General features: G+C 59.3%; 10 protein-coding genes and 3 pseudogenes. 8 read left to right on the top strand and 5 right to left on the bottom strand.

Annotated elements, in window-relative coordinates; genetic code table 11:
* Positions 1-29: 29 nt before the first annotated feature.
* Positions 30-1,253: an NADH:flavin oxidoreductase/NADH oxidase family protein gene (locus ACRESJ_RS00320; protein ID WP_431756087.1), complete on the bottom strand. Its 1,224-nt coding sequence runs from the start codon at positions 1,251-1,253 to the stop codon at positions 30-32.
* Between the two features lie 77 nt (positions 1,254-1,330).
* On the opposite strand from ACRESJ_RS00320, the gene ACRESJ_RS00315 reads away from it, so the two are divergent.
* Complete coding sequence (locus ACRESJ_RS00315; RefSeq protein WP_431756086.1) at positions 1,331-1,741, top strand: MerR family transcriptional regulator; 411 nt, start codon at positions 1,331-1,333, stop codon at positions 1,739-1,741.
* On the opposite strand, the gene ACRESJ_RS00310 is transcribed toward ACRESJ_RS00315, so the two are convergent.
* Positions 1,725-3,290 carry an MFS transporter gene (locus tag ACRESJ_RS00310; protein WP_431756085.1) on the bottom strand — a complete coding sequence of 522 codons (1,566 nt, stop codon included), beginning with the start codon at positions 3,288-3,290 and terminating at the stop codon, positions 1,725-1,727. The two genes, ACRESJ_RS00315 and ACRESJ_RS00310, sit on opposite strands and share 17 nt — an antisense overlap.
* A gap of 103 nt (positions 3,291-3,393) precedes the next feature.
* Between ACRESJ_RS00310 and ACRESJ_RS00305 the strand changes: the two genes are divergently transcribed.
* Together ACRESJ_RS00305 and ACRESJ_RS00300 are read left to right on the top strand one after the other, a co-directional pair.
* Positions 3,394-4,263, top strand: a complete 870-nt coding sequence (locus ACRESJ_RS00305; RefSeq protein ID WP_431756084.1) for a LysR family transcriptional regulator — start codon at positions 3,394-3,396, stop codon at positions 4,261-4,263.
* Positions 4,264-4,618: 355 nt separating this feature from the next.
* Positions 4,619-6,178, top strand: coding sequence for a TerC family protein (locus ACRESJ_RS00300; RefSeq protein ID WP_431756083.1), 1,560 nt, complete (start codon positions 4,619-4,621; stop codon positions 6,176-6,178).
* Between the two features lie 133 nt (positions 6,179-6,311).
* Here the strand turns inward: ACRESJ_RS00300 and ACRESJ_RS00295 are convergent, their stop codons facing one another.
* The 3 genes and pseudogenes from ACRESJ_RS00295 to wecB form a co-directional block, all read right to left on the bottom strand.
* A complete protein-coding gene (locus ACRESJ_RS00295; protein WP_431756082.1) occupies positions 6,312-7,403 on the bottom strand; it encodes a GGDEF domain-containing protein in 1,092 nt (363 codons plus the stop codon).
* A pseudogene (locus ACRESJ_RS00290) lies at positions 7,387-7,839 on the bottom strand (DUF4434 domain-containing protein); the annotation flags it as partial. The pseudogene ACRESJ_RS00290 and the gene ACRESJ_RS00295, both read right to left, overlap by 17 nt.
* Positions 7,832-8,470 (bottom strand): annotated as a pseudogene (wecB, locus tag ACRESJ_RS00285) (non-hydrolyzing UDP-N-acetylglucosamine 2-epimerase); the annotation flags it as partial. The pseudogenes ACRESJ_RS00290 and wecB, both read right to left, overlap by 8 nt.
* Before the next feature lie 317 nt (positions 8,471-8,787).
* On the opposite strand from wecB, the gene ACRESJ_RS00280 reads away from it, so the two are divergent.
* From ACRESJ_RS00280 to ACRESJ_RS00260, 5 genes and pseudogenes are all read left to right on the top strand, one after another.
* Complete coding sequence (locus tag ACRESJ_RS00280) at positions 8,788-9,036, top strand: type II toxin-antitoxin system Phd/YefM family antitoxin (RefSeq protein WP_431756081.1); 249 nt, start codon at positions 8,788-8,790, stop codon at positions 9,034-9,036.
* Positions 9,026-9,306 (top strand): annotated as a pseudogene (locus ACRESJ_RS00275) (type II toxin-antitoxin system RelE family toxin). Before ACRESJ_RS00280 ends, ACRESJ_RS00275 begins: the two are co-directional and overlap by 11 nt.
* Before the next feature lie 320 nt (positions 9,307-9,626).
* A complete protein-coding gene (locus tag ACRESJ_RS00270) occupies positions 9,627-10,016 on the top strand; it encodes a RidA family protein (RefSeq protein WP_431756080.1) in 390 nt (129 codons plus the stop codon).
* Between the two features lie 131 nt (positions 10,017-10,147).
* Complete coding sequence (locus tag ACRESJ_RS00265; RefSeq protein ID WP_431756079.1) at positions 10,148-10,912, top strand: IclR family transcriptional regulator; 765 nt, start codon at positions 10,148-10,150, stop codon at positions 10,910-10,912.
* Positions 10,913-10,951: 39 nt separating this feature from the next.
* Positions 10,952-12,169, top strand: coding sequence for an amino acid deaminase (locus ACRESJ_RS00260; RefSeq protein WP_431756078.1), 1,218 nt, complete (start codon positions 10,952-10,954; stop codon positions 12,167-12,169).
* The last annotated feature ends 77 nt before the right edge of the window (positions 12,170-12,246 follow it).

Below are 12,246 nucleotides of genomic sequence, written 5' to 3'. Positions count from 1 at the left end.
GAGCTGCCGCAGGCTGCGATCTTTTTTCTTTACCGGGCCATAGCCTGCCGATAGCGCTTTGTCAGGCGTGCGATGTTCACCTGGTCCAGCACCAACGCCAACACCGCCGACACCTGCGGCCGGGTCTTGCGCCCGCGGCTCAGGCGATGCAGCTGGAACTTCACCACCGCCATGTTCGCCAGTGCCGCCAGCGGTTTGCGTTTCCAGCGAATCGGCGGCAGTTGCGGGTGGCTGTCCTGGCCTTCGCGCCAGTGTTTGACCAACTGTGGCTCAACGGCCAGCGCGGTGCCAATGCCGGCCATGGCGATGCCGCTGTCGAGTACCTGTTCAACAATGGCCAGACGGCGAATCCCGCCGGTTACCATCACCGGCATGCGCGCCACGCTGGCCAGTTCCTTGGCCATGTCCAGAAAATACGCCTCACGGGCCAGGGTTCGGCCGTCCCGGGCTTCTCCCTGCATTGCCGGCGCTTCGTAGCTGCCGCCGGACAGCTCCAGCAGGTCAATCGGCTTTTCGTTGAGCCACTGGATCACTTGCCGGGCGTCGTCGGCATCGAAGCCGCCGCGCTGGAAGTCCGCCGAGTTGAGCTTCACCGCCACACAAAATCCGGGCAACACGGCCTTGCGTACCGCATCGACCACCGCCAGCAGCAAACGAGCGCGGTTTTCCAGCGAACCGCCCCATTGATCGGTGCGGCGATTGCTCAGCGGTGAGAGGAACTGGCTGAGCAGGTAGCCATGGGCGGCATGAATCTGTACGCCGTTGAACCCGGCCTTTTCCGCGAGGGCTGCGCTGGTCGCGAATCGCTTGATCACCTCTTCGATGTCGGCCTCGCTCATCGGTCTTGGCTCGGCGAACATCTTCGAAAACGACCCCAGATCCAACGCCACAGCGGAGGGCGCCAGCGCCTTCTGGCCCAGGTTGGCCATGGTCTGGCGGCCCGGATGATTGAGTTGCATCCAGATATGCGCACCACCGGCACGCCCGATGCTGGCCCACTGGCGGAACCGTTCCAGGTGACGCTCGTCTTCGAGCACCACACCACCGGGACCGGTCATGGCGCGGCGGTCGATCATCACGTTGCCGGTCAACAGCAGGCTGGCTTCACCTTCGGCCCAGGCCTGATACAAACGAAACAGGGCACGGTCCGGCGCTTGCTCGCCATCGGCCAGGTTTTCTTCCATGGCAGCTTTGGCGATGCGATTGCTGAGTGTTTGGCCGTTGGGCAGATGCAAGGTTTGAAAGGGCGACATGCTTGACTCCTCATCAGTGATGAGTACAGGCTAAGCTTAAAGTTAACTTTAATGTCAAGCAGGCAAACGAGGCTGGAATGAAGATTGGTGAGTTGGCGCAAATGAGTGGCTTGAGTGCCTCGCGGATTCGATTTTACGAGGCACAGGGCCTGATTCGGCAGGTTGAGCGTCAGGCCAACGGCTATCGTCGCTACCCCTCGCAAGTGTTGCAAACCCTGCAAATCATCCAGTGCGCCCAGCACGCGGGTTTCAGCCTGGAGGAATTGAAGCAGTTGCTGCCGGATGCAGAAACGGGCGCATTCAATCACGAGGAATTGGTGGTCAGCCTGCAACGCAAGATCGAGCAAATAGAAGCCATGCAGATGCACCTTGCCCAGAGCAAGGCGCATCTGCTGGAGTTGATCGACAACGTACAGGCCCGTCCCGAGGGCATGACTTGCGAGGCCAATGCCGAGCGGGTGCTGGCGTCACTCAAGCCCCAGGGCTAGTGACGACTGTTGCAGACTTGTTCGCGGTAGTGGCGGGAATCGGATTGCGCATCAGCGTACCTACCACCAGCGCCGCCAGCAGTCCCGCCAGTCCCGCCACCCACAGCAACAGACTGAAACCGCCGACGAAGGCGTGACGCGCCAGGGGTTCGACCATCGACTGTGCCGCTTGCGGCAGCAGGTTCATCGCCGCCGTCATGTCGCCGGCCACCACCCGTGAGACAACCCCATGGGCAAGTTCTCGCCACTGCCCACCCTGGGCCGACAGGCTGTCGCGCAGCAATTGTTCGCTATGGCCGGCCAGCAGCGCGCCATAGACACCGATCCCCAGCATGATCGCGCTGAAGCGCATGGTGGTGCTCATGCCCGAGGCCATGCCGGTGCGTTCCCGGGGTACGCACGCCATGATGTTTTTCTGCGTGTCGCCGTTGAGCAGGCCGGCGCCAGCGCCAGTCACGGCAATCGCCAGTGCGAAGGGCAGGTAACCACCGCTGGTGACCGCCCAGGCACTGAGCAGGTTACCGCTGCCGACCAATGTCAGTCCGGCAGCCATCATGTTCGCCGGGCTCACGCGCCCGGCCAGACGCGCACCGATACGGGGGAAGATCAGCATGGTCACAGCAAACGGCAGCATGCCAAGCCCCGCATAAATCGCGCTGAAACCCAAGCCGTTTTGCAGGTAAAACGGCAGCATGGTCATCATTACCTGGGCGCACGCGGCATAGGCGAACATGCCGAGCAGGGCGCCAATGAAATGTGGATGACGGAACAATTGCAGGTCGATCATCGGCCGCTCTTGCAGGCGCTCGATCACTACGAACAACCCCAGCAGCAGGGCGCCTCCCAGCAAACGCGTCCAGGTCACGGGGTTGCTCCAGCCAATGCGATTGGCTTCGATCAGGCCCCAGATCAGGCACAACAGGCTGGCGCTGAACGCCAGGCTGCCCCATGGGTCCAGTCGTGCAGATTGCCGGTCGCGCGATTCCGGCACGGCGCGCCAGACCATGACCATCAGGAACAAGCCAACCGGCAGGTTAAGGTAGAAAATCCAGCGCCAGCCCACGTATTCGGTGATTAAACCGCCCAGGGTCGGCGACGCGGTGGTCGCCACGCCCATGCAGATTCCCCAGAAGGCCCAGGCCTTGGCCCGTTCCACTTCATCGTGAAAGGTGTGGCCGATGGTGGCCAGCGCCGAGGTCAACAGCAGCGCGGCGCCGACGCCCTTTATTGCCCGGGCGATATCGAGGAAGAGGGCATTGGGCGCGGCACCGCAACCGACCGAGGCGAGAATGAAGATCACCAGCCCCCACATCAGCATTTTCTGGCGGCCAAAGCGGTCGGCCAGGCTTCCGGCGGGCAACAGCAAGGCGGCGAAGGCCAGCATGTAGGCGCTGACCACCCATTCGATATCCGCGAAGTTCGCTCCCAGGTCCCGGGCAATGCTGGGCAAGGTAACGGCAACAATGTTGGTGTCGAGCACGATCAGCGAACACACGGCGGACGCGGTGAGCAAGGTCAGGCGCGGGCTCGGCGCGGGTTTGACGGACATGACAGGCGTTCTCTACTGTTAGTTGAACGCAGCTTATCGCCGGTTGACGGTAGCTTCGTTAGGCTCGCACCATGACTTCATTACCTTTGAGCTAATGCACCAAATGGACATCCGCCATTTCCGTTATTTTCTCGCTGTCGCCCGGCACCGCAATTTCACTCGCGCCGCCGAGCAACTGGGAGTTGCACCGCCAACGTTGACCCGACAGATCCAGGATATGGAAGCGGAACTGGGGGCGCGGCTGTTTGTCCGTCAGGCACGGGATGTCAGCCTCACCGAAGCCGGGTCAGCGCTGATGATCGAGGCTGACGCCACGGTGCGCCAGTTTGAGTCGGCGCAGCGCAATGCCCAGCGTGCCGGTCGTGGTGAAATCGGCCACATCGAGCTGGGTTACGTAGCTTCGGCGGTGTATTCCGGGCTGCTGCAAAAACAGGTGCAGGGCTTTGCCGGCGAGTACCCGGATGTCAGCCTCAATGTGCGGGAAAGCCCGATGGCCAGCCTGGCCAACATGATCCTGGAAGGGCGTTTCGATCTGGGTTATGTCCGCTTCCCGCTGGCGATGCCCGAAGGCATCGAGGAGGTGCGGCTGATGGCCGAGGGCTTTGTGCTGGCGCTGTCGGTGGATTCCTGGCTCAACCGTTTGCCATTGATCAACTCGGTGCACCTGCAAAACGAAAACTTCATCCTGCCCGAACAAGTCGTCGGCACCCTGCAGGTCGCCGCCCAGGGCAATTTCTCGCCGAAACTGGGGGCGCAACCCGGTGGTTTGGTGGCGGTGATTGCCCTGGTCTCCCTTGGGCAAGGCGTCGCCGTGGTGCCAGAGTCGGTGGTCGGCCACGTCAGTTTGCCGAACGTGGTGTATAAGCCGATCGGTGATTGCGATGCGTCGTCGTGGCTGGCGCTGATCCACCGACGCTTCGAGAAATCGGCGGCGGTGCTTCGGTATATCGAGCGGGTCAGGCGATTGGGGTGACCACAAAAAAAGCGCAGCCTGCGGCAGCTCCTACAGGTGCCCGCGTTCCTCTGTAGGAACTGCCGCAGGCTGCGATCTTTTGCTCTTATACAAATCTTGAAATGATTTGCGATTGTAGGATTTCTCCCTATCACCTGTACGATTCAAGTCCTTTTCCCTTTTCAGGTCTTGCATGAACACCCTCACGGAGCCCCCCAGTTATCCCTTCCCCTCGCGCCCAGGCGCGCTTTTGACGTACGCGAAACACCCGGTCTTTCGGCCTTCGAACATCCCGAACATTGCAGTCCCACGGCCTCTGCGCCGAGCCTTGCCGTGCCCGGCATTCTGAATTCACTGAAGAGATCGAGACGTTTATATGGAATGGTTAGCTGACCCCACCGCCTGGTTGGGCTTGTTGACACTGATTGTGCTGGAGCTGGTGCTGGGCATCGACAACCTGGTGTTCATCGCGATCCTGGCGGACAAGTTGCCGCCGGAGCAGCGCGACCGTGCGCGAATCATCGGTTTGTCCCTGGCGCTGTTGATGCGCTTGGGTCTGTTGGCGAGTATTTCGTGGTTGGTGACCCTCACCCAGCCGTTGTTCGAGGTGTTCGACAAGAGCTTCTCCGGCCGTGACCTGATCATGCTGTTCGGTGGTGTTTTCCTGCTGTTCAAAGCCACCATGGAATTGCACGAGCGCCTGGAAGGGCATGTCGGCCAGCGTTCGTCCAACACGGCCTACGCCCTGTTCTGGCCGATCGTGGCGCAGATCGTGGTGCTCGATGCAGTGTTCTCCCTCGATGCGGTGATTACCGCCGTGGGCATGGTCGATGAACTGTCGGTGATGATGATCGCGGTGATCATTTCCATTGGCTTGATGATCGTCGCCAGCAAACCGCTGACCCGGTTCGTCAACGCGCACCCGACGGTGATCATGCTCTGTCTGGGCTTCTTGATGATGATCGGCTTTGCGCTGACCGCCGAAGGCCTGGGCTTCCACATTCCGAAGGGCTACCTGTATGCGGCCATCGGTTTCTCGATCCTGATCGAGGTGTTCAACCAGATCGCCCGGGCGCGCCGCAAGCGCTCGATGCAAGGGTTGCGACCGATGCGTGAACGTACGGCCCACGCGGTGATGCGTTTGCTTGGCGGGCGCAAGTTAGCGGTGGAAGAAGTCGGTGAAGAAATTGCCGACATGCTGGATAACGGCGAGGCGCCGATCGAAGAACTGTTCGACCGTCGAGAGCGGGTGATGATCAGTGGCGTGCTGCAACTGGCCGAACGGCCGATCCGCACGTTGATGACCGTGCGCGCCGACGTCGACCACATCGACCTGGCCGATGATGCCGAGACGATTCGTACGCGTTTGATGCACTCGTCTTACTCGCGCCTGCCGCTGATTCGTGACGGCGCGGTGGATGAGCCACTGGGCTTCGTGCACAAGAAGGAACTGTTGAAGGAGTTCCTGGCCGGTAACGAACCTGATCTCGCCCACCTGGCGCGCCAGACCATCAACCTGCTGGAAAGCTACTCGATCCTCAATGCCCTGGAGCAGATGCGAAAGGCGTCGACGCACATTGCGTTCGTGGTCAATGAATTCGGTGACTTCGTCGGCGTGCTGACCATGACCGACATCCTCGAATCGATTGCCGGTGAATTGCCCGATGCCAGCGAAATCGAAGGCCCGGACGTGGTCGAGGAGAAGGGTGGTTTCGTGGTCAGCGGTGCGTTGAACCTGGCGCGGGTTCGCCAGCGCACAGGCTTTGCCGCAGAACCGACCGATGATTACCAAACCCTCGCCGGGTTGGTCGTGAGCCTGCTGGATCGACTGCCGATGATTGGTGACAGCCATGTGTGGGAAGGCTGGCGGTTAACTGTCATGTCGATTGAAGAGCGGCGGGTGACGCGGGTTTATCTGGCGCGGGTTGGCGGGTAACCCTGCTCCCGCATTGGAATGCGTTTTCCTGTAGGAGCTGCCGCAGGCTGCGATCTTTTGATCTTGCTTTTAAAAGTCAAAAGATCGCAGCCTCGTTTCACTCGACAGCTCCTACACACGGATTACTGGCCGATCAGACAACCGATAACTCCTGATGAAAGGTATACCGATCCTTCCCCGTATGTTTTGACTCATACAACGCCGCATCCGCCTTGATCAATGCCTGGTTCAAGGTGTCATCATCCAGCACCCGCGCCAGGCCGATGCTCACGGTGACGGGATGTTGCCCGGCATATTCGCGCACCACCTTGCACAGTTCTTTGGCCAAGGCTTCAGCATCTTCCCGGCGTACCCCGGCCAGATAAATCGCAAACTCTTCACCGCCTAGGCGCGCATATTCGTAGGGGCTCATCACAGCCTTGATGTTCTGGGCAATGCGTTTGAGCACTTCATCGCCAATGTCGTGGCCATACACGTCGTTAACCTTCTTGAAGTTGTCGATATCGATCATTGCCAGGTAGTGATCGTGCTCACGGGGCGTGGCGTGCAGTTGCTTGTCGGCGCGGGTCATGAATGAACGGCGATTGGGAATCTCGGTGAGTGTGTCGATGTAGGCCTGATCCAGCAGCAGCCTGGACATGATGAAGTTGTAGAGCTTGGCCTTGCGCAGCGTGAGGAAGCTGTAGACGGTCAGTGCGCAGAGAAACACCGTGTAGCTGAGGGCCATCACGCCCTTGAGTTCGAGCACATCGATGTGGGTGCCGTAGAAAGGATTGAGCAATGCCCAGGTAATGATTTGTGCTGCGAAGAACGACCAGCGGCTCAGGGGCAGAATTGAAGCGCTGTAGAGCATGGTCGATGCGGCCAGCAGCCGCCACGACGGTTGGTGGTCGGCAGGGATGCCGTCGGTCAGCAGGTGCGTGCCCAGTGCAATACAGAAAACGAATACAACGTTTAACCAATGAAAATGCCGGACCTGGCGGATGAACAGCAGGACGACGATGTTGATCGTGAAGATGCCGATGAACACCAGAGAGTGCCAGGTGAAGCTCTGGTCACCGAGGAAACTCAGGATCAGGTCATAGATGATCCAGATGACGACACTGGCGACATAGATCAGCACACAGAATTTATGCAGGCGTTCAAATTCATGTTGCAGAAATTCAGCTTTCAGCGCTGCGGGCGCCGCTTTTTTCAGCACTTCGTCTTCAATGGTTTTGTACATCGCTGCCCTTGTTCTTGTATTGATTGTCGAGAATCACCTTGCCCCACGGCCGGTAGCGCAGGGAGAACACCGCCGTGGGGTGGCAGCCCGCTGTAGACGCTTGCAGCGTGGCTGGCACGGCCCGGAAAGGTTGCCCGACGGCGCTGACCTGGCGGAACGCTTCGCGCACGATGCCAATGGAGCAGGGCAGTGCGTTGGCATAACCGTCGCGCACCATTGACGGCAATCGCCCGGTGCCGGCCCCGTCCTGCCACCAGACCTGAATCCCTGCGCCCGCCAATTCACCCAGCCACTGGCCATTCACCTGCGGCGCCAGTTTGCCTGCGCTAAAGGCACTGACATGCAGTGGCGCATCCAGTTTGCTGGCCAACTCCTTGAGCTGGCGTTGCAAGGTTTGCCGTCGATCAATGGCCTGAAAATGCAGATCATCCAGTTCCCAGCACCATGCGCCGATTGTCGTCCAGCACCACCAGCGGCGAGTCGGCGGCCGGTTGCCACTTGGTTGCCTGTTGGTGATTGCGCATCCACATCAGCGCATCGATCACGGTGTTGCCAGTGACTTCGATATTGGCCTTGGGTATCCCTTCGTGCAGCAGATTGTCTTCGTTCTTGGTGGTCGGCGCGAAATGCAGGTTGGCGATGACCCCGGTCAGGTGCCGATTGGCTTCCTCCGGCCAGGGCGCGCGCAAATTGCCGGTGCGCAACCCGGCCTCGACATGGCCAATGGGCAACTGGCGATTGAGTGCGGCGAGGGCGGCGATGAAGCTGGTGGTGGTATCGCCGTGGACCAGCACGATATCGGGCTTCACTCGCTCGTAGACGGTGTCCAGATGTTCAAGCAACTGCTCGGACAGACCATTGAGCGTCTGGCCCTGGGTCATCACGTGCAGGTCTTCGTCCACCGTTAGCTCGAAGGAGTCGAGCACCTGCTTGAGCATCTCCCGGTGCTGGCCGGTGGAGCAGATGTTCAATTCAATACCCGGCCAGTTACGCAGCACCCGGGCAAGGGGGGCCATCTTGATGGCTTCCGGTCGTGTGCCGAATACCATCATGACTTTGAAAGACATGAACGCCTCCCGGACAGCAGACGCGGAATACGTCATAGCTGTTAAGACTGGTTATCACTTGGGTATTGAATAAAGCAGTCGTGGGCGGGGTTGTCCAACCGGGAGAGTTCTGACTGTTCTTTCGGGCCAGTCCCACGGGAAACTCGGAAATGGGGAAAGCATTGGCGTGATAGTTTTTGTGCAGTCGTTATGGGTTATTGCAAGAGGGGACCGACAGCTGTGTTCAAGACTAGGAGTTTCAACTGTGGGGATCTCACTCAGATGCCAATTGGAGTGCTATTTTGAGTATCTCTAAAAGCATCCCAAGGAATTGTTTCATGACACATATTGTGCTTTCGCAGGTCGTGGCGAGCATCTCGGAACTGAAGAGAAACCCGATGGGTACGGTGGCTGCGGGAGGTGGTTCATCAGTTGCCATTCTTAACCGTAACGAGCCAGCTTTTTACTGCGTCCCCGCCAGGGAGTATGAAGCGATGATGAGCCGATTGGATGACCTGGAACTTATTGCGCTTTGCAAGGAGCGAGAAAACGATCCGACTATAAAGGTTTCGATAGATGACCTATGAGTTGGAGTTTTCTGAGAAAGCCTGGAAAGAATGGAAAAGCTTGGGTCAACGCTGAGAGATCAGTTCAAAAAGAAGCTTCAAGAGCGACTGGTCAATCCACACGTGCCTGGGGATCGGCTTCACGGACTTGGAAATGCGTACAAGATCAAATTGCGCAGTGCCGGATATCGATTGGTCTATCGGGTCGTGGATGAGGTGCTGGTTGTGACTGTCATAGCCGTTGGAAAAAGAGCGCGCGGTGATGTTTATACAGACGCGGGCACCCGCTGATGCGTTGCAAGTGACCTGTTCGCTTAACAACACTGTCGCGCGAATTGCCCCCGTTACCTGTCTTGCGTAGCCAACGTTAGTGCTACGCCGCCGTTCCTTAGGTAAAACCCTTTTCGCACTTAAACCCATCTGCCTGGTTCAAAACTCTTTTTAACCCCCCCCCTACATTCTGACCACATCCTGTGGCAAACTTTCTGCTGCTCGTTCCGCTATTACATACATGGTTCCGGTATAGCGGAATAAAAGACATTTTGAGGAACACGTCCTACCTTGCAAGCAGGCGTTTTTGATCCTTCAATTTTCAACCAGGAGAAACACCCATGAGCATTACCCGTTACGGCACTGGCAGCACCGCTGCAGGCGGCGCGCCTCGCCCTTTCGCCCGCGCCGTTGAAGCCGATGGCTGGCTGCATGTTTCCGGGCAGGTGCCGGCGGTGGACGGCGAGATCATCATGGGCGGGATTGTCGAACAGACCCACCAGACCATGAAGAACCTGATCGCGATTCTCCAAGAGGCCGGTTATGGCCTGGAGGACGTGGTGCGTGCCGGCGTGTGGCTGGAGGATCCGCGGGACTTCACCAGTTTCAACAAGGTCTTTTCCGAGTACTTCAAGCCTGAGCACGCCCCGGCTCGCGCCTGTGTGCAGGCGAGCATGATGGTTGACTGCAAGGTTGAGATTGACTGCATTGCCTACAAGAAAAAGGCTTGATCCACCCTTGCCCTTGTAGGAGCTGCCGAAGGCTGCGATCTTTTCGCGATTTTCAAAGCGCCTCAGGGGCAGGATCAAAAGATCGCAGCCTGCGGCAGCTCCTACAGGTCGAATTCAATGAGCGTACAGACATGACCGAAGACACCATCAAGCGCCGTGCGCGCGGTCTGGACCGGGCGTTCGATATCCTCGACTTCCTCAAGGAAATCGGCCAGCCCCTGCGCCCCAATGACATCGCCAGTGGCATCGGCAGCCCCAAATCCACGGTCTATGAACTGGTGGCTTCGCTGCTGGAACGGCGGATTCTAGAGCCTGTCGGCAAGGACGGTCACGTGTACCTCGGCCGCCAGTTGTACTTTCTCGGGCAGGCGCATTTGCGTCACTTCGACCTGACCCGCGAGGCCGATAGTGCCTTGCAGGAAATCGTCAGCCAGACCCATGAAACCGCGCAGATGTGCCTTCTCAACGGGCGTAAATACACCGTGGCGCTGATGAAGGAGGGTGAGCGGCATTTCCGCATTTCCTCGGACATTGGCGAGAACGCACCGATCCCCTGGACAGCTTCCGGACGCCTGCTGCTGACGCACCTGAGCGACGAGGAAATCATCGACCTGATCGACCACGACGATTTCATTCTGCCCAATGGCGAACGCCTGGAACTTGCGCAGTTTCTCAAGGAAATCCGGCAAGCCGGGATCGATGGTTTTTTCTCTTTCGATAGCGTGGCCGACACCTTTACCCATTGCTTCGCCGCTCCGGTCAAAGACCCCAATGGCGTGGCTATCGCGACCCTGTGCATCGTCGCTCCACGAGCCGATGCCAAGAACAATTACAACGACTATCGCCGGGTGCTGATCGACAGCGCCAACAACCTGGCCCGTCGCATCAACGAATAACAGCGGCTACTTGCGGCCGCGAATGTGAGGAGTTCGACCATGTCTGATGCCCAAAATACTGCCGCCGTGGAAAAGGGTTTCGCCCAGACCGGCGCCAACCTGGTACGCGATGTGAGCCTGCCGGCACTGGTGCTGCATCGCGAGGCGTTGGAGCACAACATTCGCTGGATGCAGGACTTTGTCAGCAACAGTGGCGCTCAACTGGCGCCCCACGGCAAAACCAGCATGACCCCGGCGCTGTTCCGTCGCCAACTGGACGCCGGCGCCTGGGGCATCACCCTGGCCAGCGCCACGCAAACCCGTGCAGCCTACGCCCATGGCGTGCGTCGGGTGTTGATGGCTAACCAACTGGTGGGCACGCCGAACATGGCATTGATTGCCGACCTGCTGGCTGATCCGGCTTTCGACTTCTATTGCATGGTCGATCACCCGGACAACGTTGCGGACCTGGGTGCCTATTTCGCCTCCCGCGGCGTGCGTCTGAACGTGATGATCGAATACGGCGTGGTGGGTGGCCGTTGCGGTTGCCGCAGCGAGCAGGAAGTGCTCGAACTGGCCAAGGCCATCGCCGCTCAGCCGGCATTGGCCCTGACCGGCATCGAAGGCTACGAAGGGGTGATCCACGGCGATCACGCGATCAGCGGTATCCGCGCCTTTGCCGGTTCGCTGGTGCGCCTGGCGGTGCAGTTGCAGGACGGCGGCGCGTTCGCCATCGCCAAACCCATCATCACCGCCTCAGGTTCGGCCTGGTATGACCTGATTGCCGAGGAGTTCGAGGCGCAGAACGCTGCCGGACGCTTCCTCAGTGTGCTGCGTCCGGGCAGCTACGTGGCTCACGATCACGGGATCTATAAAGAAGCGCAGTGCTGCGTGCTCGACCGTCGCAGTGATTTGCAGGAAGGCCTGCGTCCGGCGCTGGAAGTCTGGGCCCACGTTCAGTCGTTGCCGGAACCAGGCTTCGCAGTGATCGCCCTGGGCAAGCGCGACGTGGCCTATGACGCCGGTCTGCCGGTGCCATTGCAGCGTTACAAAGCCGGTGTGGTGCCGGCCAAGGGCGATGATATGGGCGGTTGCAAAGTGACGGCGGTGATGGACCAGCATGCGTTCATGACCGTGGCGTCTGGGGTTGAATTGCGGGTGGGCGACATCATTTCGTTCGGCACCTCGCACCCGTGCCTGACGTTCGACAAATGGCGTACGGGGTGCCTGGTGGATGAGCAGTTGAACGTTATCGAGAACATGGAAACTTGTTTCTAAGGCTTCAGACCGAGGTGTGGCTTTCGCGGGCAAGCCCGCTCCCACAGGTTTTGTGAGCACCGCAATATCTGTGGGAG

The sequence above is a fragment of the Pseudomonas sp. genome (assembly GCF_050739655.1).
Classification (GTDB): domain Bacteria; phylum Pseudomonadota; class Gammaproteobacteria; order Pseudomonadales; family Pseudomonadaceae; genus Aquipseudomonas.
The sequence above is the reverse complement of the archived record's forward strand: the minus strand, read 5'-3'. Positions and strand labels throughout refer to the sequence as shown.